The organism is Streptomyces sp. NRRL S-337 (assembly GCF_000720175.1).
GTDB classification, from domain to species: Bacteria; Actinomycetota; Actinomycetes; order Streptomycetales; family Streptomycetaceae; genus Streptomyces; species Streptomyces siderophoricus.
Genome location: NZ_JOIX01000023.1, coordinates 17897 through 42861, shown reverse-complemented (window position 1 = coordinate 42861; position 24965 = coordinate 17897). Strand labels below are relative to the sequence as shown.

Here is a 24965-nt window from a genome sequence, read left to right as displayed (position 1 = left end):
CCGGCCGGCAGTCGGTAGTTGGTAGTCGGCATTTGGCATTCGGCGGCCGGCAACCGTGTCCGGCTGTCAGCTCCCGTGCGACTGCCCGTCAACTCCCGTGCAGCCGCCAAGAAAACGAGGAGGAAAACATGCTGTCGGTGCTGCCCATTGGATGGCGGGAAGCCGTCGGAAAACCGGCCCCGGAAGGCGAAGATCGTAAACTTACTTTGCGGTAAAGGGGCGGGGTGGAGGGATATTCAGGGTGGGAGCTGTGAAGAGCAAGCGGGTGCCGAGGGCCGTCCGGGAGCAGCAGATGCTCGATGCCGCGGTGCGGACCTTCGCCCGGCGCGGCTACCGAGCGGCGTCGATGGACGAGATCGCTGAGGTGGCCGGGGTCTCGAAACCGCTGGTCTACCTCTATCTGAACTCGAAGGAAGAGCTGTTCAGCGCGGTCATCCGGCGCGAGGCGGCGGCGCTGGTGACGGCCGTGACCGCGGCCGTGGAACCCCGGGCGGCAGCCGACCGCCAGCTGTGCAGCGGTCTGCGCGGCTTCTTCGCGCACACCGCCGCGCACCCGGACGGCTGGGCCGTGCTCCACCAGCAGGCCCGCACGCACGGCGAGCCGTTCGCGCGCGAGGTGGCCGCCATGCGCGCGGAGATCGTCGCCTTCGTCACGGACCTGATCGGCGTCGCCGCGAAGGAGGCGGGCTGCGCCGGTGAACTGGCCGAACGCGAGGTGGCCGGGCTCGCGCATGCCCTGGTCGGCGCGGCCGAGTCGCTCGCGGAATGGGCCAACGTCCGTACCGACGAAGGGCCTTCGGGGGAATGCGTGCATCCGACGGCGAAGGACGCCGCGGCCACGATGATGAACTTCGCCTGGGCCGGCCTGGGCCGGATGATGGCCGGTGAGCGCTGGGCGCCGAACGGGCCAGCCGACCCGGCCGACCTGGCCGACCCCTCCGGCGACCTTGCCGACCCCTCCGATCCGGCCGACCCACCCGGCGCCTACGGGTGAGCGTTCCCCGGCCCTACCCGTACCCCTACTCCTCCCCCCGCCCGCACCCCTACCCCTCCTGCTCCCGCGGCTGTTGGTCCCGCCGCGTGGCGACCAAAGATCCCGCTGTACGAGCATTGGCCGGCCCGAACTCCTCGCGTAAATTTACTTCGCAGTAAGGTTACTGCCGGGTCAGGGGATGGAATACGGGGCCCAACTCCGCGCTGACACACGGCAGTTGGACCACGCGGGCGCGAGACCAGGCGGCCGGCGCGGTCCCGACCACGCTGCAGCACTCCACAGGAGAAACAGCACTCCACCGGAGAAACGAGGAGCCGCTCGTGTCCCACCAGGGAAGTGCCCCTGTCCCCACCCACGCCCACACCCCCGCCCCCGCCCTCGTCGAGCCCCGCAAGGCGACCCTGCCCGACGGCACCGTCCGCGAGGTCTTCGTCCCCCCGCTCGTCCCGCCCGTGACCCACGGTTCCCTCGGCGACCTCCCCTTCGCCAACGCCGCCGAGGCCCCCGCCGACGTCGTCCTGGCCCGCAAACAGCCCAGCGGCGCCTGGCGCGACATCGCCGCCGCCGAATTCGCCGCCGAGGTCCGCGCCGTCGCCAAGGGCCTGATCGCCCACGGCCTGAACCCCGGCGACCGGCTCGCCATCATGGCCCGCACCACCTACGAGTGGACCCTCCTCGACTTCGCCGCCTGGGCCGCCGGCCTGGTCACCGTCCCCCTCTACCCGACCTCCTCCGCCCACCAGGCGGAATGGATCCTGAACGACTCCGGCGCCCGCGCCTGCGTCGTCGAGGACGTCGACGAAACCCGCCTGATCAGCGGCATCCGCGGCCGGCTGCCCGCCCTCGACCACCTCTGGCAGTTCAACACCGGCGCCGTCCCCCAACTCACCGCCGCCGGCCGCGACCTCCCCGACGAGGCCGTCGACGCCCGCCGCGCCGCCACCGGCCCGCACGCCCTCGCCACCCTCATCTACACCTCCGGCACCACCGGCCGCCCCAAGGGCTGCGCCCTCACCCACGGCAACTTCTTCGCCGAGGTCGACAACGCCGTCGAACTCCTCCACCCGGTCTTCCGATCCGTCAGCCAGGAGCCCGCTGCCACCCTCCTCTTCCTCCCCCTCTCCCACGTCTTCGGCCGGATGGTCGCCGTCGGCTGCCTCCGCGCCCGGGTCCGCCTCGGCCACGCCCCCAGCATCCAGACCGACGACCTCCTCGCCGACCTCGCCGGATTCCGCCCGACCTTCCTCCTCGCCATCCCCTACGTCCTGGAGAAGGTCTTCAACACCGGCCGCGCCACCGCCGAGAAGATGGGCCGCGCCGCTTCCTTCGACCGCGCCGCCCGCATCGCCCGCGCCTACGGCGAAGCCGTCGAAGCCGAGGAACGCTCGGCCTCCGAAGGCCGGTCAAAGAGCCGAGGCGGAGCGAAGCGGAGCGGCACGGGCCCCGGCCCCGGCGTCGCCCTCAAGGCCGCCCGCAAGCTCTACGACCCCCTCGTCTACCGCCGCATCCGCGCCGCCCTCGGGGGCAGGGTCCGCCACGTGATCTGCGGCGGCTCCCCCCTCGGCCACCGCCTCGCCGCCTTCTACTCCGGCGCCGGCATCGAGATCTTCGAGGGCTACGGCCTGACCGAGACCACCGCCGCCGCCACCGTCACCCCGCCCCTGCGCCCCCGCATCGGCACCGTCGGCTGGCCGCTCCCCGGCACCGCCGTCCGGATCGCCGACGACGGCGAGATCCTCCTCCACGGCGGCCACGTCTTCGCCGGCTACTGGGACGCCGCCCTCGGCGCCGCCCGCCCCGCCACCGACGCCGACGGCTGGCTGCCCACCGGCGACCTGGGCGCCCTCGACGCGGACGGCTACCTCACCATCACCGGCCGCAAGAAGGAGATGATCGTGACCACGGGCGGCAAGAACGTCGCCCCCGCGCCCCTGGAGGACCGCCTCCGGTCCCACCCCCTCGTAGGCCAGTGCATGGTCATCGGCGACAACCGCCCCTACATCACCGCCCTGCTCACCCTCGAACCGGACGGCCTCGCCCACTGGCGCCAGATGCACAAGAAGACGGACGTCCCGCTGGAGGACCTCGTTCGGGACCCGCGGCTCCTCGCCGACCTCCAGCGCGCCGTCGACGACGCCAACGCGCTCGTCTCCCGCGCCGAGTCCATCCGCCGCTTCGCGGTCCTCCCCGCGGAATTCAGCGACCGGACCGGACATCTCACCCCCTCCCTGAAGCTGCGGCGGGCCGCCGTGGCGCGAGATTTCGCCAAAGACATAGAAGCCCTTTACGAAAGGACGTGACCCCCCTCTGGAGCCAGGGCCGTTCGCGCGTCAAACTGGAACCCCGTGTCACCTCTGTGGGGGAGGTGGCACGGGGCCTTAGTGCTGCCTTTGCGCTGCCCGGGACCGTTCACCGGCCCCCGGCCCGGCTCTAGGCGGTAGTGACCCCGCCGATCCCGCCGACCTCACACCACACGGTCTTCCGGCCCGCCCCCTGCCGTACACCCCACCGCACCGCGACCGCGTCCAGCAGCGCCATCCCGCGCCCGCCCTCCGCGTCCTCCGCCGCCCGGACCAGCACCGGCAGCGCCCCCGGACCGGGATCGGTCACCTCCACCCGGGTCCGGCCCCCGGCCGCGGACCTGATGTGCACCGTCACCGGCGTGCCCTCCCCCAGGTGCCGGATCACGTTCCCCACTATTTCGCTCACGCACAGCTGCACGTCCGCACACGGCCCGCCCAGATGCGCCCGCACGGCCCGGCGCAGCTCCGGCACCTCCTTCGGTACGGCGAGCAGTTCCAGGGTGAGCGGCCCGCCCGGAGGTTCGCCCGGCGCTCTCACCGCGCGGCCGCCTTCCGCAGCGCCTCGGCCAGCCGGCGGGCGGTCTCGGTGTTGCAGTTGCCGAGCGCCACGAGCGGCAGCGCGTAACTGCCCGCGAACCCCGGCAGATCGACGCCGAGCGACGGCAACGTGATGTCGTTGTCCCGCAGCGCGCTCCGCAGCAGCTCGGTGCAGTCGTGGACCTCGTCGTGGAGGTGGCTGGGCATGGTGATACGCCTTCCTGTGCCGGCCTGTACGTATGGTGACGAACTCCTCACAGCGTGACGTCACCCGGCGTAACGTTGAAGGGGTTCGGACCCCACTGCGCGAACCGTGGAACGGTGAACCATGCCCGCACGCAAAGACGTTGACGGCTCGGCGAGCGTCCCCGCCTTCTACGGCGCCGAGCTGCGCTGGAAGCGGGAGGCCGCGGGCCGCACGCTCCAGGAAACGGTCGACGGCAGCTTCTACGGGGCGAGCTACCTCAGCGAGATCGAGCGGGGGACCCGGCGGATGCCGTTGGACCTCGCCCGGCATGTCGATCGCGTGCTGGACACGGACGGGTTCTTCGAGCGGCGGTGCGAGGATGCGCGGAAGGCGCGGCGGAGCGGGCATGCGGAGTACTTCGAGAAGATCCTGGAGGCTGAGAAGCACGCGGACCTCATCGAGGAATGGTGCCCCAGCCTCATCCCCGGTCTGTTGCAGACCGACGCATACGCGCGGGCGGTCATCCGGGCCACGCATCCCGTGGAGCCACTTGAGGAGACGGACGCCAAGGTCAATGCCCGACTGGCGCGAGCCAGGCTCTTCGACGACCCGGTCAGGCCCGAGTACTGGGTGATCCTGCACGAATCGCTGCTACGGCTGCCGATCCTCCCGGCGGACGCGATGGCCGAACAGCTCGACCACATCTCCGCGTTGGCCCGGCGCTGTCGCATCACTCCACAGGTGCTCCCGTGGAACTGCGGGGCGCATCCGTTCATGCTCGGTACCGCCATGATCATGACGTTCTCCGACGCCCCGCCGCTGGTCTACACCGAGTCGCTCCACACCGGTGACACCATCGACGATCCGGCTCTCGTGAAGGAGTACCGCAGGTCGTACGATCGGCTCAGGGCCGCCGCACTGCCGCCTGAGGCGTCCCTCGCCCTTGTCGAGGATGCGGCTGAGGATCTCCGAAATGGCCATCAACCAGCCTGACTTGCGCACAGCACACTGGAGGAAGAGCAGCTACAGCAACGGTTCCGGGGGGAACTGCATCGAAGTGGCGGAAGGCTTCGTGGGCGCCGCGCAGTGGCGTAAATCCAGTTACAGCAACGGCAGCGGTGGAGACTGCATCGAAGTGGCGGAGGGGTTCAGGGGCGCTGCCCAGTGGCGTAAGTCGAGCCATAGCAACGGCGATGGCGGCGAATGCATCGAGGTCGCCGATGGTTTTCCCGGTGCTGCCCGCTGGCGTAAGGCCAGCTACAGCAACGTATCCGGAGGGGATTGCCTCGAAGTCGCCGACACCGCAACCGGCGGCCTCGTCCCCGTCCGTGACTCCAAGAACCCCGCCGGCCCCGCCCTGCTCATCCAGGCGGATGCCTGGACCGGCTTCGTGGCGGCGGTCAAATCCGCAACGTTTTCGCCTCGTGGAGCGCGGTGACGCGGCGGCGCGTCAGCTGGGGTACGTCCTTCACCGCCTGGTGGAACGCCCGGTGGTCGGCCTCGCCCGCCAGCCAGTCGTCGAGGGTCTGCCAGGCCGCCGCGTAGCCCGTGGCCAGCCGCTGGACCAGCTTCGCGTCCAGCCGGGTCACCCCGTCCGCCGCGGCCTCCCGCAGCACCCGCTGGCCCTGCTGGCAGTTCGCGTAAGGCCGGGCGAGAGGACCGTTCGCGCGGGCGAGCAGCCGTCGCAATTCCAGGTCGTGCTGGAGCGTGGTCAGCCGTTCCTCGATCGTGCGCGAATCGAGGTTACCGTTCTGCGTGGCCGTTTCCTCCCGAACCAGCGGGGGCGGGAAACCCAGCGTGGACGCCGCCACGGGCTGGCAGTTCGCCTGCAGGTAGCGGATGAAACTCACCCGGTCCTGCCATCTGCGTCTGCTGCCCGGATCGGCGATTTCCCATACGGACTTCCAGATGCTGCGCTCGGTCCGAAGCCATTCCGTCGCACGCTGAATATCCGCGGCCCCCTGCTCGCAGCGCCGGTTCCAGACCTCCTGCATGAGCTTGGCGATCTCTTCGAGAAGCTGGTAGTCGTAGGCCCGCAACTGCGCTTCGGTACGGCTGCTGGGCGCGCTCTGCTCGAACGTCTCCGCGCTCGGGTACATCGTCCGCACGAAGTTGGTGAAGAGCTGGTTCCCAGGGCTCTCCCGGTCCCGCAGCAACGCCAGGTCCGGGTCCTCCTCGACCAGCCAGGACCGCTCGACGGTGGCGGCCTTGCCCCGGGTGGCCTGGACCGCATGGTCGAGACGGGCGATGGCCCGCCCGACAAGCTTCCCCTGGTCGGCCGCGTCCCAGTGGGTCGCGTTCAGGGCCACGGCATACACGCATGCGGCGTTGTAGTGCGTGTGCCAGTCGCGACGGGCCCAGAGGAGCGCCGAGAGACTGAGCCGCCAACGGAGGGACCAGATGTTCAGCTGCGCCCAGTCGAGCCGGCTGACCGGGAGACGCCAGGTGTAGGGCCACCGCCACTTGTACGGGGGCGTGGTCCGGGGGCCCTGCTCGATGGAGGCGTCGTACGCGTGGGTCGCCCAGGTCAGCTGCAGCGGCGCCCACACCCTGCGGTTGATGTGGAAGGCGCCGCGGGTGACGGGCGAGGGCGCCCCGCGCACGCTCTGGTAGTAGGAGGCCGGCCAGAAGAACCGGATCCAACTCCACAACCGGCCCGGCCAGTACAGCCAGATGCGGGCCCAGGCGTCATCCGCGGCGAGGCGTGCCGTCTCCTGCAGCGCGATGCGCTGCATCACGACCCGGATTTCCGCCGGATTCTCTCTCCGCAACGTCTTTTCGAGCGAATTCTGGGCCGCCTCTTTCCGCTCCTTCCGCGGTTTCCGGCGCAGCGGAATGCGCGGGGCCACTCCGAGGGCCGCCGGCCAGTAGCGCTCCACGAACAGCGGAATCAGGTTCTCGCAGGTCTGCCAGCCGTGGGCGCCCGCTCCCGCGACCCATTGCCGGGCGGTCGTCTCGGCCGTTCCCAGAATGATCGAATTGCGGTACCGGAGGCCGATCAGTTCCCGGTACAGGCGCGGGTGCAGGAAGTAGCGCAGCCGCCGCGGATGCGGATTCCAGTGGCTCAGCCACAGCCGTTTGCGGTATCCGCGCACGCTCTGCCCGTCGAGGGTGAGCGCACGCTGGCAGGTGTCCAGCGCATCGATGTGCAGGCCCATCTTCTCCTGGGTCTCGGCCAGTTCGGCCCGGAGGTAGGGATTGACCGGATCCAGGCGTACGGCGGTGAAGTACTGCTCCAGCGCCTCGTGGTGGCGGCCCGCGCGGCTCAGCGCGTTCGCCTCCTGGTACGCCTCGTACAGCTCGGGTTTGATCTCCTGGCCCCACCAGCGGCGCCAGGGCGGCAGCCGGCCCGCGCGGGTGACCGGCAGCAGCGTGCTGATGGTCCAGCTGCCCGCCTTGCGGATGACGTCGTCCCAGTCGCTGCCCCAGACGTCCTTCGCCCGTGAGCCGCCGAAGAGGAATGCGGTGACCGTGACCGTCATGCCGTACGGGTCCGGCCGGCCTTGGTGGTACTGCAGGACGCCGCTGACGCGGTAGGCCAGCTTGGGGCGCAGCCGGCTGAGCAGCTTCGGCAGCGCGGTGCCCAGCTTGTCGGGGTCGATCTCGACGTCGCCGAGCAGTTCCAGGAAGGACTCGGCGGGGGCCTGGGCAGGGAGTGTGGCCGGCGGGTACATGCTGCTGTCGGAGAGGCGGCGGCGGAGCCTGGCGGTGAGGTCCACATCGCTCGGCTTCGGCGTGCCCTCCGGGGTGGCGTCCTCCAACTGCTGGACGTCCACGGCGCCGGGCTTGTACGCCAGCCATGCGCGCGTCGCCCGCCACAGGAAATACAGCAGCACCAGCAGGATCAGAAGGAACGCCAGTCGCGAGCCGATCGAGGCGCCACCGGGCTTCGTCGGCTTGAAGACCGCGCCGACGCCACCGAAGACCTGGCCCACGAAGCCGACGAGGCCGCCGCCCGCCCATGCCGGCCGGCCCTCACCCGCCTGCCACAGGGCGGCCGTCAGCCCCGCGAAGCCGAGGCCGCTCCACCACCACCAGCCCACGTACCGGGGCGCCGGCAGCGGCGCCGACAGGCTGTGCTCGGAATCTGCTCGGCTGTTGAACATGGCGGAGGCGTAACGGCTCGTGCGGATCGTGTCAGGCTCAGGTCATGCCTTACGGCCCACGCTACCCGCGGAGCGGGTGGTAGACAGGGCAACCAACGGGGCAGCCGCGACCCCGTGGCGACCTGAAGGTCGCCCCGTTACTGCGGCGGCAGTGCCACCGCCGTCTGCATCTCGCAGGAGTTGCACCAGAACGCCCAGCCGTTCGCGTCCACGGCCCGCGAACCGCACGCCAGACACGGATCACCCACGAAACTCGCGGCGACCCAGCCGCCGGCCGTCGCCGCCCGCCGGCCGACCGCGGCGCACTCGTCGGCGTAACACGGGATGCACACCCCGCCCTGACGCCCGGGCAGCTTCATCGACCGTATGCCGCAGTGGCAGCACGGCAGCCTGCCGACGTACTGCGCGTCCAGCCCGACCGGCTTCCCGTTCCTGCCGAAGGCCGCTGATGATCCTGCTGGCATGACGTCGCCTTCGTCTCCTCTACGCAAGGACGGTGCCGGTGCCGCCGCACCCGGAGCACTGCGTGGTGACCTTGTCGCCGGCCGGTGTTTCCCAGTCCACGGTTCCTCTGCCGCAGCAGTCGGGGCAGGGCTTCTGCGGAGGCAACTGCTCGCTCATTCTGCCCACGGTAGGGCGCGTCATGTTGTCATGTGACCACTTTCCGTGATCACTTTGGCGTGCATTTATCGCACATTTGTTTGCCGCGTGTCGGCTGCCCTCGGATGGGCGCGCCGGTACCCGCCTCGCCTGGCGCTCCAAGGCCATCGGGCGTAATGCCCGCGCCGGGAAAAGTTCATCAACATGCCATGAGTGACTGCCGGAAAGGCGCCGCAGGCGGCCGCATTCGGGCACGCGGCCGGCCGTATTCAGAGGTGCGGCGGAGGGGCGGCGGCATTCGGGCATGCGGCCGCATTCGGGTGCGCGCCGAGATTCGGGGTGCGGCGGCATTCAGAGGTGACATGTATGCGCCATGAACCCTCGGCGCACAATGTCAGGGAGAAGGTGGTGCATAGGTGGTGCATAAGGCAGGAGCCCCGCTCGCCACCGAAGTGGCGGAGCAGGGCTCCTTGGGTACTACGTTGAAGCGACCTGGAAGAATTCCGGGCCGGGCAACTTAGACCGGCGTGACGTTCTCCGCCTGCGGACCCTTCGGGCCCTGCGTGACGTCGAAGTTCACCTGCTGGTTCTCCTCCAGGGAGCGGAAACCAGAGGCGTTGATCGCCGAGTAGTGGACGAAGACATCCGGGCCGCCGCCGTCCTGGGCGATGAAGCCGAAGCCCTTTTCAGCGTTGAACCACTTGACGGTTCCGGTAGCCATAAGCCCTCCTTGGGCCAAAGGGTTGCCCTGCTCCAGAACCTGCAAAGAAGTCTGAAACTACAAGAGCCCGCGGGTCACATGCTCCGCAGGCTCTGTACTGCAAGGGAAACCAAACTGCAACTTGCGCTGAGCGTAGCATGGTGGACTCGTGAGGCGGAAGAGCCAAAGATCACGTTTAACCGTCAGCACTAACGTCCATACGCCGCCCCCGGCGCCCCGGTCCACCACCGCCGGGTCTAGCCTCCGCATGTGGACAATTCAACCTTCGAAGACGCACCCGCAGGAGCCGACGCCGACCACCGTCGCAGCCGGCCGCGGGTGGGCCACATCCAGTTCCTGAACTGCCTGCCCCTCTACTGGGGCCTCGCCCGCACCGGCACCCTCCTCGATCTGGACCTCAGCAAGGACACGCCGGAGAAGCTCAGCGAGCAGCTGATCCGCGGCGAACTCGACATCGCCCCCGTCACCCTCGTCGAATTCCTCCGCGCCGCCGACGACCTCGTCGCCTTCCCCGACCTCGCGGTCGGCTGCGACGGCCCGGTGATGTCCTGCGTGATCGTCACGCAGAAGCCGCTGGAGCAGCTGGACGGCGCCCGCATCGCCCTCGGCTCCACCTCGCGGACGTCCGTACGCCTCGCGCAGCTCCTGCTGGCCGAGAAGATCGGCGTACGGCCCGACTACTACACCTGCCCGCCGGACCTCGGCCTGATGATGCAGGAGGCCGACGCCGCCGTACTGATCGGCGACGCCGCACTGCGCGCCAACCTCCACGACGGCCCGCGGCTCGGCCTGGAGGTCCACGACCTCGGCCAGATGTGGAAGGACTGGACGGGCCTGCCGTTCGTCTTCGCCGTATGGGCGACGCGGCGCGACTACCTGGAGCGCGAACCGCTCGTGGTGCAGAAGGTGCACGAGGCGTTCCTCGCCTCCCGCGACCTCTCCCTGGAGGAGGTCGGCAAGGTCGCCGAGCAGGCCGCCCGCTGGGAGACCTTCACCGAGCCCGTACTGGAGCGCTACTTCACCACCCTGGACTTCCGCTTCGGCCCCGACCAGCTGCGCGGCGTCACCGAATTCGCCCGGCGGGTCGGCCCGACGACCGGATTCCCGGCGGACGTGAAGGTGGAACTGCTGGGTGCGGCGGGTTAACCGCTGAACCGAGGCCCTTGCCCCGGTGCCCCGTGTCCCGGTGCCCGTGCCCTCCTCCCGGGTGCCTGTGCCCTCCTCCCGGGTGCCTGCGCCCTCCGCCCTGGTGCCCCGTGCTCCGTGCCCACCGCCCCGCCGCCCCGGGGTCCTAAGCTGGGGCCGCCGTATCGAGGGGGAGGCGGGGCCATGGAGCCGCTGTCAGGGGACGATCCGCGGGTACTGGGCGGGTACCGGCTGCTCGGCCGGCTCGGCGCGGGCGGTATGGGGCGGGTCTATCTGGGCCGCAGCGCCGGCGGCCGCACGGTCGCCGTGAAGGTCGTGCACGCCCACTTCGCCGTCGACGACCAGTTCCGCGCCCGCTTCCGGCGGGAGATCGAGTCGGCGCGGCGGGTCGGCGGCGCCTGGACCGCGCCCGTACTGGACGCCGACCCGGACGCCGCCGTCCCCTGGGTCGCCACCGGCTACGTCGCCGGGCCGTCGCTCACCCAGGCCGTCACCGAGTACGGGCCGCTGGCCGAACGCTCCGTACGGGTGCTGGGCGCCGGACTGGCCGAGGCCCTGGCCGCCGTCCACGCGCTCGGCCTCGTCCACCGGGACGTCAAACCGTCCAACGTGCTGCTGACGCTGGACGGCCCGGTACTGATCGACTTCGGCATCGCGCGGGCCACGGAGGGCACCGCATCCCTCACCACCACCGGGGTCTCGGTGGGATCCCCCGGCTACATGGCGCCGGAACAGATCCTCGGGAAGGACGCGGCGGGCGCCGCCGACGTCTTCTCGCTGGGCGCGGTCCTCGCGTACGCGGCGACCGGCACCAGCCCCTTCCCGGGCGACTCCTCCGCCGCCCTGCTCTACAAGGTCGTCCACGAGGAACCCGAACTCGGACCCCAACTGGACGGTGAACTGCGGGAGTTGGTCACCCGCTGCCTCGCCAAGAACCCGGCGGACCGCCCCGCCCCGGCCGACCTCGCGGCCCGCCTCACGGGCGAGGGCAGCGGCGGCGCGGTGGACCTCGTACGAGCCGGCTGGCTGCCCGGCCCCCTGGTCGAACGGGTCAGCCGCCGGGCCGTGGAACTGCTGAACCTCGACCTGAACTTTGATGCGGGGGACGGTGGGGCGGGGACGGCCGGGGCGGGGGCGGCTGTGTCCGGAGGGGCCGGGGCGGCTGTGTCCGGAGGAGCGGGGGCGGCTGTGTCAGGAGGGGCCGGGGCGCGGGAGGCCGGGTCCGGGCTGGTGCCGTTCGAGGACCTGCCGGCGCAGGGGCCGGGGGCCGGCTACTCCGGCGGGACCCACCTCCCGACCGCCCCCGACCTCGCCGGCCTACCGACCGACACGGGCGGCGGTACGGGCGGCGGCGCGGGCCGCAGCGGGGGCGGCGGTGCGGGCAGTGGCACGGGTAATGGCGTGGGCGGTGGCGCGGGTGGTCTCCTCCCGGGGCAGCCTGGTGCACAGGCCGGTGCACAGGCCGGTCCGCAGCCCCTGGCGCCGCCCTTTGCCCAGCCCGTTCCGAAGGAGCGGCGGGTCGCGCTCACCGGGGCGGTCGGCGGCAAGGACCCGGACCGTCCGCGCCGCGTGAGCTGCACGCTCGTCCTCTCGGTGGCCGGTGCGGTGGCCGCCGCGACGACCGCGGCCTTCGTCTTCACCCTGCTGCCCAAGACGGGCGGTGACGCCGCCGGCGGCAACCAGGCCGGCGCCAAGCCGCCGGCAACCACCCACACACCGTCCGGCCGCCCCACCGACCCCGGTGGCTACGACGGCCCGCTCGCCGTCGCCAAGCCGTTCCTCGGCACCTGGACGGGCAGCATCACCACGTCGCACGGCATCCCCAACGGCACCATGACCAGCACCATCACCGCCGGTGGCAAGGGCGACTACGTCATCCACACCACCTACGACGCGGTCCTGGTGGTCTGCGAGGTCAAGGCGAAACTGGAATCCGCGACCGACCAGCGCCTGATCCTCCTGGAGCGCCCCGACGGCAAACAGGGACCGGGCTGCACCGGCAACAAGTCCCGGGTGACGTACACGCTCGCCAAGGACGGCACCACGATCGCGTTCACCTCGGACGACCCGGGGGGCGGCACACCGAAGGCCACACTGACGAAGAAGTGAGCGACCCGGTCCGAAGGAGTGAGCGCCCCGGCCTGAAGCATTGAGCGCCCCGGCCCGAAGAAGTGAAGGGCGAGGCCACCGGGCCGCCGCGTGGTCGGACCAGCGACCAGACCAGCGGTCAGGCCAGCGGCCAGGCCAACGACCAGACCAGCGGCCAGCTCAGTGGCCTCGGTGGCCAGCTCGGTGACCAGGGCAGTCGTCAGGTCAGTCGTCAGGGGCTGCCAAGGGGCTGTCGGTGGGCTGACGTACGCTGGGTCCGTCGTGATGCCCGCCTGCGAAAGGGAAGCCCCGGTGACCGAGAACGCCGACCTCCAGTCCGTACTCGACCGCGCCGCGCAGGGCGGCCGCATCACGCCGGAGGAAGCGCTCGACCTGTACCGCTCCGCGCCGCTGCACGCGCTGGGCCGGGCCGCCGACGCCGTACGCCGCCGCCGCTACGCCGGCACCGAGCACATCGCGACGTACATCATCGAACGCAACATCAACTACACCAACGTGTGCGTGACGGCCTGCAAGTTCTGCGCCTTCTACGCCGCGCCCAAGGACACCGCCAAGGGGTGGACGCGGGACCTGGACGACATCCTGCGGCGCTGCGCGGAGACGGTGGAGCTGGGCGGCACCCAGATCATGTTCCAGGGCGGCCACCACCCCGACTACGGCGTCGAGTACTACGAGAAGCACTTCTCGGCCATCAAGAAGGAATTCCCGCAGCTGGTCATCCACTCCCTCGGCGCCTCCGAGGTCGAGCACATGGCCCGCATCTCCGGGGTGTCGATCGAGGAGGCGATCCAGCGGATCCACGCCGCCGGCCTCGACTCCTTCGCCGGCGCCGGTGCCGAACTGCTCCCCGCCCGCCCCCGTAAGGCCATCGCTCCCCTGAAGGAGTCCGGCGAGCGCTGGCTGGAAATCATGGAGGCGGCCCACAACCTGGGCGTCGAATCGACCTCCACGATGCTCATGGGCACCGGCGAGACCAACGCCGAGCGGATCGAGCACCTCCGGATGATCCGCGACGTCCAGGACCGTACGGGCGGCTTCCGCGCCTTCATCCCGTACACCTACCAGCCCGAGAACAACCACCTGAAGGGCCAGACGCAGGCCACGATCTTCGAGTACCTGCGGATGATCGCGCTCGCCCGGATCTTCTTCGACAACGTCGCCCACATCCAGGGCTCCTGGCTGACCACCGGCAAGGAGATCGGCCAGCTGTCGCTCCACTACGGCGCGGACGATCTGGGCTCCATCATGCTGGAGGAGAACGTCGTCTCCTCGGCCGGTGCGAAGCACCGCTCCAACCGCATGGAGATCATCGACCTGATCCGCAAGGCGGGCCGGGTCCCGGCGCAGCGCGCGACGACTTACGAGCACCTGGTCGTCCACGAGGACCCCGCCAACGACCCGATCGACGAGCGCGTCGTCTCCCACCTCTCCTCGACGGCCATCGAGGGCGGCACCGCCCACCCCGAACTGAAGCTCATCGAAGCCAAGTAGGCCCCCATGCTGACACTTCACCGAGCCCGGCGAGGTGTCCACCTCACCAACACCAGCGACACGGCGTTCGCCGACAGCGGTGCGGCAGTTGATGCCAGCGACGCGGCGGTCGACGAAGTCAGCGTGCCCACTGGCGACAGCAGCGCGCCCGTCGGCGAGAGTGGCGCGGTAGTCGATGTCAGTGGCGCGGCGGGTGGGGGCAGTGGTGCGGTAGTCGACGTCAGCGGCGCGGTGGGTGTCGGCAGTGGTGGGGTAGTTGATGTCGCCGGCGAAGTCAGCGTGCTCATCGGTGACAGCGGCGTGGTCGTCGACGGATCCCGCATCGCCGCCATCGGCCCGTACGACGAACTCTCCGCGACCTACGGCGACCGCGCCCGCCTCCGCGAATGGAACGGCACTCTCACCCCCGGCCGCTACGAACCCCACGGCGCCGCCCTGCTCGAGGCGGCCTACCACCCGGACCCGCGCGAGGCCGACGAACTCGGCACTGAACCCCTCACGGGCGAGGCCCTCGAAGCTCTCCACATGACCGAGGCCCGCTGGGGCGCCAGCGCCCGCCGCGGCCTGCAACGCCTCCTGGCCACCGGCACAACGGCCCTGACCGGCCCCTTCACCCGCCCCGCGGTCCGCACCGCCGTCCAACGCTCCGGCCTCGAAGAACTCCCCGCCCCCCGCCCCCGGACCCTGCACGTAGGCGGCCCCGCCACCTTCGCCATCTTCGCCCCCGACGGCACCACCGTGGCCACCGTCCTCGCCGGCCGCCTACTCCACCGCCGCCACTAGCCAACTCTCCTTACTCTGTGTAACGATACGGGGAACTAATAACTCTCCGTAATCGTTGCCTGAACAAGGAAGGAGGCAAGCGGCAAGGCACCCAGGCCCAGGTCCCCAGGTCCCCGGGTCCCCGAGCATCCCGGCCCACCAACCAACCGCGCAGCCCACCGCGACCCCAACAAGCCCCCACGGCTGGCTCCGACAAGCCCCGCGGGCTCCCGCGCTGGCTCCAACAAGCCCCCGCGGCTGGACGAGGTGCCGCGGGCCCCGCGAGCTTTAGCGGCTGGAGGGGGCACCGAGGGCCAGCCGGGGAACTCAACCCCCCGCGCCGGATAACCCCTCCTCGCGGCTAGGAGGGCTGGGAGCGGGCGGCCGGTGGGTGGGCCTTCCGGTACCAGGGGCGTGCCCCGGGCGGGGTGCGGGTGGGGGACGGTGGAGAATGGCCGGGTGACCCGAGCATCCCTGGACAAGCAGCCGCACGAAGTCGCCGCGATGTTCGACGACGTGGCGGCGCGGTACGACCTCACCAACGACGTGCTCTCCCTGGGGCAGGCGCGGCTGTGGCGCAAGGAAGTGGAACGCGCGGTGGCCGCGCGGCCGGCCGAGCGGGTGCTCGACCTCGCGGCCGGGACCGGCACTTCCTCGCTGCCGTTCGCCCGGACCGGTGCGTTCGTCGTGCCGTGCGACTTCTCCGTGGGCATGCTGACCGAGGGTAAGAAGCGGCACCCGTGGTTGCCGTTCACCGCGGGGGACGGCACTCGGCTGCCGTTCGCGGATGGGGTGTTCGACGCGGTCACCATCTCCTTCGGGCTGCGCAACATCCGGGACACCGACACGGCGTTGGCGGAGCTGTACCGGGTCACCAAGCCCGGTGGGCGGGTCGTCATTTGTGAGTTCAGCGAGCCGACCTGGGCGCCGTTCCGGACCGTGTACACCGAGTACCTGATGCGGGCGCTGCCGCCCGTTGCGCGGGCGGTCAGCAGCAACCCGGACGCCTACGTCTACCTGGCCGAGTCCATCCGTACCTGGCCCAACCAGCCCGAGCTCGCCGCGCGGCTGCAGGGTGCGGGGTGGACCAAGGTGGCGTGGCGGAACCTGACCGGCGGGATCGTGGCGATGCACCGGGGCACCAAGCCGGCGTAGGTGGCGAGCGGCCTGGGATTCGAGCCGCGGTACGCGTCGAGTCGGCCTGGACGCATTGGCCTGCGGCCCGGACGCATTGGCCTGTCGGCATGGGCGTGTTGGCATGAGGGCTCTCCCTGAGGGGGAGTCCTCAGGGGGCCCTCGGGCCGGTGCCGCACCTCGGAGCGGCGCGGGGGCCCTGGCTGGTGCTGTGCCTCATGGGGGATGGGGAACCAGGGGTGGCGGGGTGGTGTCTGTAGGTTACGGTCGCTCGCGGTAGGCGCGGGCGATGTTTCCTTGACCTTCCCGGAGTCCGTCTTGTCGTCGTTCTGTCCGGATTGTGGTTCCGCCTCGCCGCCGGAGGCCCGTTTTTGTATGGGCTGTGGGCGGGAGCGGCAGGGTGCCGCCGCATCGTCATCCCCATCATCGTCATTGTCATCGTCTCCGTCGCCTGGGGCGGGGGCTGATGGTGGTGGTGTGTCAGCTGCGGTGGCTGGTGCGGGTGGGGCGGATGGTGCTTCCGTGCCGGCTGTGCCTGGTGCGCCACCTGTGCCTTCTGCGGCCCCGTCTGTGTCTTCTGCTGTGCCACCCGTTCCTTCTGCGCCGCCCGTCCCGGGGGCGCCGCCCGTGCCGGGGGGAGCCCCTGCCGCCTCGGGCCTTGGGGGGCTGCTGGTTCGGGTGGCCAAGGGGGACTGGCTGGCGGCGGCGAAGGTTGCCGTGTGGCCGACGCTGTTGTTGCTGGTGCTCGCCGGTGTGGCGGCGATGTTCTTCACTGACGACGGGCACGATGCGCACTCGGGTGAGCCCGGGTGGGGCGTACGGATGCGGATCGCGCTGGCGTTGCTGCTGCAGAGCGTCGGCGGTGGCGTCACGATATCGGGCAACATGTCTGAATCGTTCGGGCCGTTCGGTGGTCGGATCGGGGGTGAGGCGACGCTGTCGCTGGTGCCGCTGGTGGTGACGGCCGCCTGGGCCGGAGTGCTGGTGTTCGCCGCTCGGCGGGTTCTGTTGCGGTCGGTCGGTGGTGCCACCGGTGTTTCCACCAGTGGTTCCACGGCCCTGGGTAGTTCTGCAGGGGGCCCGGGGGTCGGCATGGCTGGTACGCCCGGTGCGGTTGGTGTGGCCGGTGTGGTGGAAGCGGTGCTGCGGGTTGCGGTGCTGTGTGGTGCGGGGAGTTTTGTGCTGGGGTTGCTGGCGCAGCCTTCGTACGACGGTGTGGAGTTGTCGTCGGCGCCGTTCCTCTCGCTGCTGTGGTCGTTCCTGCTGGCGGCCGTGGTTGCCGGGGTGGCGACGGCCCGGGCCGGGGCGGGGGCGTGGCTCGCTGCCCGGCCCGCGTGGCAACTCGCCGTCGGCGCCCTGCGTACCGCGCTGCTCGCGCTGCTGATCGTGGCCACCCTGGCCGGGATCGTCACCGTCGTGACGCTGCTCGCCACGGCGGAGCAGGACATCAGCGGTGGTGCTGTAGTGGCGATGCTGGTGCTGCTGCCCAACATCGGTGCGCTGGCCCTCGCGGTGGCCTGGGGCGCGCCGCTGAACGCGGAGTGGACCCTTCCCGACATCCCGTTCCTCGATCCCTCCGGCCGGCAGTCGATCGGCTACGGCGAGTTGGCGGACCAGGGCGGCGGCTGGGTGCTGTTCGGGGTCATCGTCGGCGGGCTGGTCTGTGCGCTGCTGGTCGGTTTCCTGGTCGTACGGCGCAGCGCCGACCGTCGTGAACAGCTGCTGTCCGCGGGCCTCTTCGTGGCTTCTCTGATGGCGCTGGTGCTGGTCGCGGGGGCGAGCGCGAGCGCGGCGTTCCAGGCGGGCGGTGGCTACGGCAGTGGCTATGGCGAGGGCTACGGCGGTTACGGCGGTGGGTACGGCGGCGGCGATGCCCTGGGCGCTCATGGCGAGATCGGTGTGGGCGGTGCGGAGACGCTGCTGTTCGCGCTGCTGTGGGTGTTCGGGGCGGTGTTGGTCGTTCCGTACCTGCGGAGGATGACGGGGGCCGGGGCCGGGGCTGCGGCTGGGACCGGAGTCGGGGCCGGAGTCGGGGCTGTGGGGGCGCCGCCCCTGATGCCCCCGACGTCCCTGATGCCCCCGACGTCCCCTGGGCCGGGTGCGGCTCCCGGGGCTGCGGCGTTCGTTCCGTCTCCGGCGGCGGGTGATACCCCCGCCCCGGCCGCGGCAGCGAGTCATACTCCTGCCCCCGCCCCGGCCCCGGCACCGGGCGGTGCTCCCGCCTCGTCCCCTGCCCCGCCGACCGCTGCCCCCTCCGCTGCCCCGCCCACCGACGTCCCGCCCACCGACGTCCCGCCCACCCACGCCCCACCAACCAGCGCCCCGTCATCCGATGTCCCGCCTACCGACGCCCCAGCCCAGGCGCGGACGCGGTCACGGGGCGTGAAGTGGGTGGCGCTGGCGTTGGCCGCGTTCCTGGTCGGTGGGGGTGCGACGGCGGGAGCGCTGTATTTCCTGGCTCATCGGGACGCCGGCAACCATCAGGACGCCGGGAAGCCGAAGGACGGCAGCGACCAGAAGGGCGGCAGCAACCAGAAGGATGCCGGCGGCCCCCAGTCGGACACTGCCGGCGAGGCCGGTGGGGGGTCGGACTCGACGTCCCCGTCGCCGTCCCCCGCCCCCACGGCCACCGGTGACCCCACGGGAGGCCCCACCCCGGGCCCGACCGCCGGCCTTCCCGACGGGTTCGTCCAGAAGTACGACCCGTACGGGTTCTCGCTCGCCGTGAGGAGCGACTGGACGCGTTCGGTGAAGGGCACCCAGGTCGACTACACGGCCCCGGTCGGCAAGCAGTACCTGCGCATCGGCGTCATCGCGCACGCCCCGTCCTCGTCGTACGGGAACTTCGTGAATCTGGAGAAGGGCGCCAAGAAGCGGACGAACTACCAGCGGGTGGAGCTCAAGAAGAACACCTTTGCCCATCGCCCGGGCGCCCGCTGGGAGTTCACGTACGTCAACGACACCGGGAACACCGTGCACGCCATCGACCAGGCGTACGTGGCCGAGGACGGGACCGAGTACAGCGTCTACTACGAGTGCCTGGAAGCGCTGTACGACCCCGAGAACGACAAGGTCTTCAGCACGGCGCTCAGCACGTGGTCCGTCAGCGACGTGGACGTCGACTAGTCGACCAGCGGTGAAGGACGGGGGCAGGGCCCGGCACGCCAACCCTGCCCCCGCCCCCGCCCCCTCGTCCTCTTCGGCCCCCGGCCCCCTCGGGCCCGTTCCCCCGGCCCCCTCACGCCCCTTCCGCCCCATCGCCCCCTCGCGCGCGTCCCCCCGCCCCTCATACCTCCAGTCGGTAGCAGTGCGTCGTGCGCCCGCTCCCCGGCCTGAGCAGGGTTTCGGCGTGGTGCATGCCCAGGCGGCGGGCGACCGCGATCGAGCGGGTGTTGCGGGCGTCGATCACGGCGACGACGTGGCGTACGCCCGCTGTGCGTACGGTTTCCACGCCCGCCGTGCGTACGGTTTCCACGCCCGCCGTGCGTACGGTTTCCACGCCCGCTGTGCGTACGGTTTCCACGCCCGCCGTGCGTACCGTTTCCAGGCCCGCCGTGCGTACGGTTTCCAGGGCCGTGGTGGCCGCGGTGGTGGCGTAGCCCTTGCCCCAGTACGCGCGGCCGAGGCGCCAGCCGATCTCGATCTCGCCCACCGGGCCCCAGTCCCGGGGCCAGGGCTGGGCGCCGGTGAAGCCCATGACGGCGCCGTCGGCCGGGTCGAGCAACGTGTAGAGGCAGAAGCCGAGTTCGGCGTGGTGGCGGCGCTGGCGGGCGGTGAGTTCTTCGTAGACGGAGAGTTCGGCGGGGGCGCCGCCGTGGAATTCCATGACCTCCGGATCGTTGAAGACCCGGTGCCAGTGCAGCGCGTCCTCGTCGGTGGGCACGCGGAGTTCGACGGCGGGCAGCGGCCGGTCCGGGCGCGGCCCGCCAGGCACGGCCGACGGGTTCCGGGAGGTGGTCGGGGGGTACGGGGCGCGGTCGGCGGGATCTGGGACGTCATGGCACAACCCTTCGGCTTCACGGCACAACCCTTCGGCTTCATGGGACAACCCTTCAGGAGTTGATCACCAAGGCCCCCATAGACTGCACGTGCCCGGTGCCGGTCGGCACCCAGATATCCAGATATCGACTTCCGGGAGACACCGCCGTGACCGAGTCCGCGTCCGAGCCCGCGCCCGAGTCCGAGTCCGCGTCCGGGCCCGCGACCGATTCCGTGACCACTGCCGCCTCGGAGAACACCGTCCTTTCGGAGAACACCGCGGATGTGATCGTCGTCGGTGCCGGCCCGGCCGGTTCGGCCACCGCGTATCACCTCGCCAAGTCCGGTCTGGACGTGCTGCTGCTGGAGAAGACCGCGTTCCCGCGGGAGAAGGTCTGCGGTGACGGGCTGACGCCCCGCGCGACCAAGCAGCTGGTGGCGATGGGCATCGACATCTCGGAGGAAGCGGGCTGGCTGCGCAACAAGGGGCTGCGGATCATCGGTGGCGGCTCCCGGCTCCAGCTGGACTGGCCGGAACTCGCCTCCTTCCCGGACTACGGGCTCGTCCGCAAGCGGGACGATTTCGACGAGCAGCTGGCGCGGCAGGCGCAGAAGGCGGGCGCGCGGCTGTACGAGCGCTGCAACGTGGGCGCGCCGATCGTGAACGAGCTGACCGGCCACATCACCGGTGTGCACGCCAAGCTGGGTGAGGAGAAGACCCCGGTCACCTTCCATGCCCCGCTCGTGGTCGCGGCCGACGGCAATTCCACCCGGCTCTCGCTGGCGATGGGCCTGCACCGCCGCGAGGACCGTCCGATGGGCGTCGCGGTCCGTACGTACTTCACGTCGCCGCGGCACGACGACGACTACCTGGAGTCCTGGCTGGAGCTGTGGGACCGGCGCGGGGCGCAGGACCGGCTGCTGCCGGGTTACGGCTGGATCTTCGGCATGGGCGACGGGACGAGCAACGTCGGGCTGGGCGTGCTGAACACCTCCGCGTCGTTCCGGGAGCTGGACTGGCGGGAGATCCTCAAGGCGTGGTGCGCGTCGATGCCGGAGGAGTGGGGGTACACGCCGGAGAACATGACCGGCCCGATCCGCGGCGCGGCGCTGCCGATGGCCTTCAACCGCCAGCCGCACTACACCAAGGGGCTGCTGCTGGTCGGTGACGCGGGCGGCCTGGTCAATCCGTTCAACGGTGAGGGCATCGCGTACGCCATGGAGTCGGGGGCGATCGCGGCGGAGGTGATCGTGCAGGCGCAGGCGCGCGCCACGTACGCGCAGCGGGAGCTGGCCCTGCAGCGGTACCCGAAGGTCCTCAAGGACACCTACGGCGGCTACTACTCGCTCGGGCGCGCCTTCGTGAAGCTGATCGGCAACCCGAAGGTCATGCAGATCGCGGCCCAGCGCGGGCTGACCCATCCGCTGCTGATGCGCTTCACGCTGAAGATGCTGGCCAACCTCACCGACCCCACGGGCGGCGACGCGATGGACCGGATCATCAACGGGCTGAGCAAGGTGGCGCCGAAGTCGTAGCGGGGGGACGCGTACCGCGTGCGCGACTGCCTCGGGGCGGCCGGAATTGTTTCCGGCCGCCCGTCCCATTCTCCGGCCGGATCCGTCAGCGCGCCGACGAAGGTCTTCCGAGCGTCCCTTCACGCGAGCATTCCTTGACGCGAGTGCCCCTTGACGCGAGTGCCCCTCGATTCCGGCGTCGCGCCCGTGCCCCTGGGGTGCGCAGGTGCGCACCATGACCTCATGGGTAATTGAGCCGCCCGCAGTCCGCCGCGAAGCTTGTGTGCGTCAAGGACACCGGGCGGCAGGGGCCGCTCACAGCGGGGAGGAAGCGGCATGTTCTTCGAGACGCACGACGGTACGCAGCTGTGGTACGAGGAGTACGGCACGGGCGAGACGCTGGTGTTCGTGGCGAGCTCGATGCTGAACACCGAGATGTGGGAGTACCAGCTCCCGTTCTTCGCGGAGAACGGCTTCCGCTGTGTGGCGTTCGACCGGCGTGGTCACGGCCGTTCGGACCGGCCCTCCGGCGGGTACGACATCGACTCCACCGCTGACGACCTGGCCGCGCTGCTCGACCACCTCGACCTGCGGAACGTCACCCTCATCGGGCACTCGCTCGGCGGCGCGGAGATCGCGCGCTATCTGGCGCGGCACGGCTCGGAGCGGGTCAGCCGGGCGGTGCTGATCGCGGCGATGCTGCCGTTCCTGGCCGGTACCGACGACAACCCGGACGGGGTGCCGGAGGCGGCGGTGGCGGCGACGATGGCGCAGCTGCGGGCGGACCGGCCCAAGTGGCTGACCCGTCAGGCGCAGGCGTTCTTCGCCACCCACCTGGGCAACGAGGTTTCCCCGGCCCTGGTGGAGCACACCCTGGCGCAGTGTCTGTCGGCCTCGCCGTGGGCGACGCTCCAGGCGCAGCGGGAGTCGCTGTTCAACGATCAGCGGGCCACGCTGCCGGAGATCGATGTGCCGGTTCTCGTCATCCACGGTGCGGCCGACGCCTCCGCCCCGGTGGAGCTCACCGGCCGGCGGACCGCCCGGCTGATCCCCGGCGCGGTCTACGAGGAGTACCCGACGGCCGGGCACGGCATCTACGCCAGCCACCACGAGCAGCTCAACGCGGACGTGCTGGCCTTCGTGAAGGGGTGAGGCACGCGCAGGGGTGAGGTACCCGCGGGGTGAGGTACCCGCAGGGGCGACGCAGGGGCGACGAGGGGGCGGCGCGGGGTACGCGTACGCGAGCCGGCCGGGGCATGGGCCCGGCCGGCTCGGCCCGTCAGCGCACTGTGCCCGGATTGATCCCAATGGGGCAGTATTTAGTGCGAGTTCACCGGATCCAGGCTCGGGCTCGGCTCCGGGTCGCGCCTCGGTCCGGGGTCCCGGTTCGGGTCCGGCAGGCGGCGGGCCGGGTCGGGGGAGAGCCGGCGGGACGGGGCGGTCAGCCGTTCCGCGCCGGGTGGGAGCGGCACCGCCGCGAAGATCGCGTTCTGCTTCTCCTGGAGCTCGCGGACCTTCTCGGGCGGGGTGCCGGGCAGCCGCTGCTCCTCGTAGAGCTTGTGCGTCTCCAGCTGGGCGGCCTTGCTCTGCGGGGTGTGGAACTGGACCTCGAAGAGCTGGTGGGAGCGGGGGGCGCGCCAGGCGGAGTTGATCGCCTTGTAGCCGTCGGTGCGGCCCCAGGTGTTGGACCAGCGGGTGGAGTCGTTGCCCCAGGCGGACAGCAGCGCGGAGGCGGTGGTGACGCCCTGGCTGTATTTCGCGTCCGGCCACTGGAGTGTGAACCGGACCGCGTCGTTGATCGTGCCGAGCGACGCGTCGACGGTCCGTCCCGGGGTCTGCCGCATCGCGGTGGCGACCTTCCGCTTCAGCGAGTCCGGTGACTTCAGCCGGTGGTCGAACCCGACGAGTTCGGCGTGGCTGATCTTGGCGGCGGCGCGGACCTGGGGGCTGATGGAGCGCTCGGCGCGGCGGGCGCGGGCCACGAAGGCGTCCACCTTCTTGTTGTCGGCGGCGTTCAGCGACAGGCCGTCCTGGTGCCAGCCGCCGTCGTGGTCGGTACCGGCGGCGGTCGCGGCGGGGACGGCGCCGAGGCCGAGGGCGCCGGCGAGGATGGCGGCGGTGGCGGCCCGGCCGACGAGGCGGTGGCTGGGGTGGCCCGGGTGGCGGGCGGTACGCGGGTGGGTCGTCCGGAGGGGCGGGTGGATGGTCGTACGGATGGTCGGGCGCGTGGTCATCGGTGCGCGGGATCCCTCTCTCGTGCCCCGGTGCGGGGTACGGACATGGCGAGAGATGCAACGGCGCGCACCGCCCCTCGGTGACGCGCGATACGGACGACCAACCCGAATTCCGGACAACCGTCCTCCGGTGCCGCGTGAAAGGCCGCCTCTTGCCACGCAAAGGGCCGCCTCTTGCCGCGCAAAAGCCCCCCTGCCACGCAAAGGACCGCCCCTCCCGAAGGAGAGGCGGTCCTCGTACGGTCCTCGTACGTGCTGGTGCTGCCGGAGCCGATGGCTCGACGGGGTCCTACAGAACGCGCACCGCGCCGGTCGGCATGTCGTAGCTGAGCGGGCGCTCGACGATGCCGGTGCTCGGGTTCTGGGCGCCGATGAAGTTGCCGTTCCCGACGTAGACGGCGACGTGGTAGGCGCTGCCGGAGCTGCCCCAGTAGAGGATGTCGCCGACCTGGAGGTTGTCGAGGCCGACCTGGGTGCCCTGGGTCGACTGGTCCTGCGACACGCGCGGCAGGTCGATGCCGATCTGGCTGAAGGCGGCCTGGGTGAGGCCGGAGCAGTCGTACGAGGAGGGGCCGCTGGCTCCCAGGACGTACGCCTTGCCCAGCTGGGCCTTGAGGAAGGAGACGAGGGTGGCGGTGGAGCCGGTGGCGTGGGACGTCGCCGACAGGGCGGTCCGCTCGGCGGAGCGCGAGGCCCGGGCCTGGGCGGCCTCCTTGGCCTTGCGGGCCTCCTCGGCCTTCTTCTTCGCCTCGGCCTTGGCCTTCTTCACGGCCTCGGCCTTGTGCTTCTCCGCTGCCTTGGCGGCGTGGGAGAGGGCACTGTCCTGGAGCGCCTGGCGCTCGTAGTTGAACGCGACCTGCTCGGCGGTGTCGGCGCTCTGGGCGGCGCTGGTGGCCAGCGCCGTCGTGATCGTCGGCATCTCCTGGGTCTCGGAGACGGGCTTTTCCGCGGCGTTGGCCGGCACGGTCGCGCCGGTCACCGCGAGGGTGAGGAAGCCACCGGTCACACCCGCGCGCAGCGCCCGGGAGGACGCGGAAGGACGGCGGGGCTTCCGGTGGCTGGGTATGAGTGCGTTCGGGGACATGGCCCAACGGCTATCAGGAGGCGCTGGTTGCTGCCAACAAGAGTGCAGTGCGCCACACTTGACG

General features: G+C 71.0%; 21 protein-coding genes. 12 read left to right on the top strand and 9 right to left on the bottom strand.

What is annotated here, in order from left to right; genetic code table 11:
• Window positions 1–241: 241 nt before the first annotated feature.
• Both IG62_RS0118635 and IG62_RS0118630 read left to right on the top strand, forming a co-directional pair.
• Window positions 242–994 (top strand): TetR/AcrR family transcriptional regulator, encoded by a 753-nt coding sequence (locus tag IG62_RS0118635; protein ID WP_030803886.1) that lies wholly within the window; start codon window positions 242–244, stop codon window positions 992–994.
• A gap of 320 nt (window positions 995–1314) precedes the next feature.
• The gene (locus IG62_RS0118630; protein WP_030803882.1) at window positions 1315–3294 is read left to right on the top strand and encodes an AMP-dependent synthetase/ligase; all 1980 of its coding nucleotides are present in this window, start codon (window positions 1315–1317) and stop codon (window positions 3292–3294) included.
• 130 nt (window positions 3295–3424) lie between these two features.
• Here the strand turns inward: IG62_RS0118630 and IG62_RS0118625 are convergent, their stop codons facing one another.
• Together IG62_RS0118625 and IG62_RS0118620 are read right to left on the bottom strand one after the other, a co-directional pair.
• The gene (locus IG62_RS0118625; RefSeq protein WP_030803879.1) at window positions 3425–3835 is read right to left on the bottom strand and encodes an ATP-binding protein; all 411 of its coding nucleotides are present in this window, start codon (window positions 3833–3835) and stop codon (window positions 3425–3427) included.
• Complete coding sequence (locus tag IG62_RS0118620; RefSeq protein ID WP_030803876.1) at window positions 3832–4041, bottom strand: hypothetical protein; 210 nt, start codon at window positions 4039–4041, stop codon at window positions 3832–3834. Before IG62_RS0118620 ends, IG62_RS0118625 begins: the two co-directional genes overlap by 4 nt.
• Before the next feature lie 121 nt (window positions 4042–4162).
• Between IG62_RS0118620 and IG62_RS48780 the strand changes: the two genes are divergently transcribed.
• Window positions 4163–5014, top strand: a complete 852-nt coding sequence (locus IG62_RS48780) for a helix-turn-helix domain-containing protein (RefSeq protein ID WP_030803873.1) — start codon at window positions 4163–4165, stop codon at window positions 5012–5014.
• Complete coding sequence (locus IG62_RS44830; protein ID WP_078872076.1) at window positions 4995–5459, top strand: DUF397 domain-containing protein; 465 nt, start codon at window positions 4995–4997, stop codon at window positions 5457–5459. The genes IG62_RS48780 and IG62_RS44830 overlap by 20 nt, the downstream gene beginning before the upstream one ends.
• Here the strand turns inward: IG62_RS44830 and IG62_RS0118610 are convergent.
• The 4 genes from IG62_RS0118610 to IG62_RS0118600 form a co-directional block, all read right to left on the bottom strand.
• Window positions 5422–8127, bottom strand: a complete 2706-nt coding sequence (locus IG62_RS0118610; protein ID WP_030803870.1) for a tetratricopeptide repeat protein — start codon at window positions 8125–8127, stop codon at window positions 5422–5424. The two genes, IG62_RS44830 and IG62_RS0118610, sit on opposite strands and share 38 nt — an antisense overlap.
• Window positions 8128–8264: 137 nt before the next feature.
• Window positions 8265–8591, bottom strand: a complete 327-nt coding sequence (locus IG62_RS0118605) for a hypothetical protein (RefSeq protein ID WP_030803866.1) — start codon at window positions 8589–8591, stop codon at window positions 8265–8267.
• Between the two features lie 19 nt (window positions 8592–8610).
• Window positions 8611–8748, bottom strand: a complete 138-nt coding sequence (locus tag IG62_RS47280) for a hypothetical protein (protein ID WP_158745259.1) — start codon at window positions 8746–8748, stop codon at window positions 8611–8613.
• A 496-nt stretch (window positions 8749–9244) separates the two neighbouring features.
• The gene (locus IG62_RS0118600; protein WP_003984261.1) at window positions 9245–9448 is read right to left on the bottom strand and encodes a cold-shock protein; all 204 of its coding nucleotides are present in this window, start codon (window positions 9446–9448) and stop codon (window positions 9245–9247) included.
• A 249-nt stretch (window positions 9449–9697) separates the two neighbouring features.
• On the opposite strand from IG62_RS0118600, the gene IG62_RS0118595 reads away from it, so the two are divergent.
• From IG62_RS0118595 to IG62_RS47275, 6 genes are all read left to right on the top strand, one after another.
• Window positions 9698–10594, top strand: a complete 897-nt coding sequence (locus tag IG62_RS0118595; RefSeq protein ID WP_051798232.1) for a menaquinone biosynthetic enzyme MqnA/MqnD family protein — start codon at window positions 9698–9700, stop codon at window positions 10592–10594.
• Between the two features lie 183 nt (window positions 10595–10777).
• On the top strand, window positions 10778–12703 hold the full coding sequence (locus IG62_RS0118590; RefSeq protein ID WP_030803859.1) for a serine/threonine-protein kinase: 1926 nt from the start codon (window positions 10778–10780) through the stop codon (window positions 12701–12703).
• Window positions 12704–12994: 291 nt separating this feature from the next.
• Window positions 12995–14194, top strand: coding sequence for a cyclic dehypoxanthinyl futalosine synthase (gene mqnC / locus IG62_RS0118585; RefSeq protein ID WP_030803856.1), 1200 nt, complete (start codon window positions 12995–12997; stop codon window positions 14192–14194).
• A 279-nt stretch (window positions 14195–14473) separates the two neighbouring features.
• Window positions 14474–14977 (top strand): imidazolonepropionase-like domain-containing protein, encoded by a 504-nt coding sequence (locus tag IG62_RS0118580; protein WP_030803853.1) that lies wholly within the window; start codon window positions 14474–14476, stop codon window positions 14975–14977.
• Between the two features lie 438 nt (window positions 14978–15415).
• Window positions 15416–16111 (top strand): demethylmenaquinone methyltransferase, encoded by a 696-nt coding sequence (locus IG62_RS0118575; protein ID WP_030803849.1) that lies wholly within the window; start codon window positions 15416–15418, stop codon window positions 16109–16111.
• A gap of 657 nt (window positions 16112–16768) precedes the next feature.
• Window positions 16769–19216 (top strand): hypothetical protein, encoded by a 2448-nt coding sequence (locus IG62_RS47275; protein ID WP_030803847.1) that lies wholly within the window; start codon window positions 16769–16771, stop codon window positions 19214–19216.
• A 160-nt stretch (window positions 19217–19376) separates the two neighbouring features.
• On the opposite strand, the gene IG62_RS42000 is transcribed toward IG62_RS47275, so the two are convergent.
• Window positions 19377–20024 carry a GNAT family N-acetyltransferase gene (locus IG62_RS42000; protein WP_037838574.1) on the bottom strand — a complete coding sequence of 216 codons (648 nt, stop codon included), beginning with the start codon at window positions 20022–20024 and terminating at the stop codon, window positions 19377–19379.
• A gap of 278 nt (window positions 20025–20302) precedes the next feature.
• On the opposite strand from IG62_RS42000, the gene IG62_RS0118560 reads away from it, so the two are divergent.
• Window positions 20303–21604 (top strand): geranylgeranyl reductase family protein, encoded by a 1302-nt coding sequence (locus IG62_RS0118560; protein WP_030803839.1) that lies wholly within the window; start codon window positions 20303–20305, stop codon window positions 21602–21604.
• A 315-nt stretch (window positions 21605–21919) separates the two neighbouring features.
• Window positions 21920–22735 carry an alpha/beta fold hydrolase gene (locus IG62_RS0118555; RefSeq protein WP_030803835.1) on the top strand — a complete coding sequence of 272 codons (816 nt, stop codon included), beginning with the start codon at window positions 21920–21922 and terminating at the stop codon, window positions 22733–22735.
• Between the two features lie 167 nt (window positions 22736–22902).
• Here IG62_RS0118555 and IG62_RS0118550 read toward each other — a convergent pair whose 3' ends face one another.
• Together IG62_RS0118550 and IG62_RS0118545 are read right to left on the bottom strand one after the other, a co-directional pair.
• Entirely contained in the window at window positions 22903–23817 is a 915-nt protein-coding gene (locus IG62_RS0118550) for an ATP nucleotide 3'-pyrophosphokinase (RefSeq protein WP_234326605.1), read from the bottom strand.
• Between the two features lie 289 nt (window positions 23818–24106).
• Window positions 24107–24901, bottom strand: coding sequence for a C40 family peptidase (locus IG62_RS0118545; RefSeq protein WP_030803828.1), 795 nt, complete (start codon window positions 24899–24901; stop codon window positions 24107–24109).
• Window positions 24902–24965: the final 64 nt, after the last annotated feature.

Excerpts from the sequence above, each read along its gene's own strand:
- IG62_RS0118620 (WP_030803876.1), bottom strand. The coding sequence starts at position 4,041 with ATGCCCAGCCACCTCCACGACGAGGTCCACGACTGCACCGAGCTGCTG.
- IG62_RS48780 (WP_030803873.1), top strand. The coding sequence starts at position 4,163 with ATGCCCGCACGCAAAGACGTTGACGGCTCGGCGAGCGTCCCCGCCTTC.
- IG62_RS44830 (WP_078872076.1), top strand. The coding sequence starts at position 4,995 with ATGGCCATCAACCAGCCTGACTTGCGCACAGCACACTGGAGGAAGAGC.
- IG62_RS0118610 (WP_030803870.1), bottom strand. The coding sequence starts at position 8,127 with ATGTTCAACAGCCGAGCAGATTCCGAGCACAGCCTGTCGGCGCCGCTG.
- IG62_RS0118605 (WP_030803866.1), bottom strand. The coding sequence starts at position 8,591 with ATGCCAGCAGGATCATCAGCGGCCTTCGGCAGGAACGGGAAGCCGGTC.
- IG62_RS47280 (WP_158745259.1), bottom strand. The coding sequence starts at position 8,748 with ATGAGCGAGCAGTTGCCTCCGCAGAAGCCCTGCCCCGACTGCTGCGGC.
- IG62_RS0118600 (WP_003984261.1), bottom strand. The coding sequence starts at position 9,448 with ATGGCTACCGGAACCGTCAAGTGGTTCAACGCTGAAAAGGGCTTCGGC.
- IG62_RS0118590 (WP_030803859.1), top strand. The coding sequence starts at position 10,778 with ATGGAGCCGCTGTCAGGGGACGATCCGCGGGTACTGGGCGGGTACCGG.
- IG62_RS0118555 (WP_030803835.1), top strand. The coding sequence starts at position 21,920 with ATGTTCTTCGAGACGCACGACGGTACGCAGCTGTGGTACGAGGAGTAC.
- IG62_RS0118550 (WP_234326605.1), bottom strand. The coding sequence starts at position 23,817 with ATGACCACGCGCCCGACCATCCGTACGACCATCCACCCGCCCCTCCGG.
- IG62_RS0118545 (WP_030803828.1), bottom strand. The coding sequence starts at position 24,901 with ATGTCCCCGAACGCACTCATACCCAGCCACCGGAAGCCCCGCCGTCCT.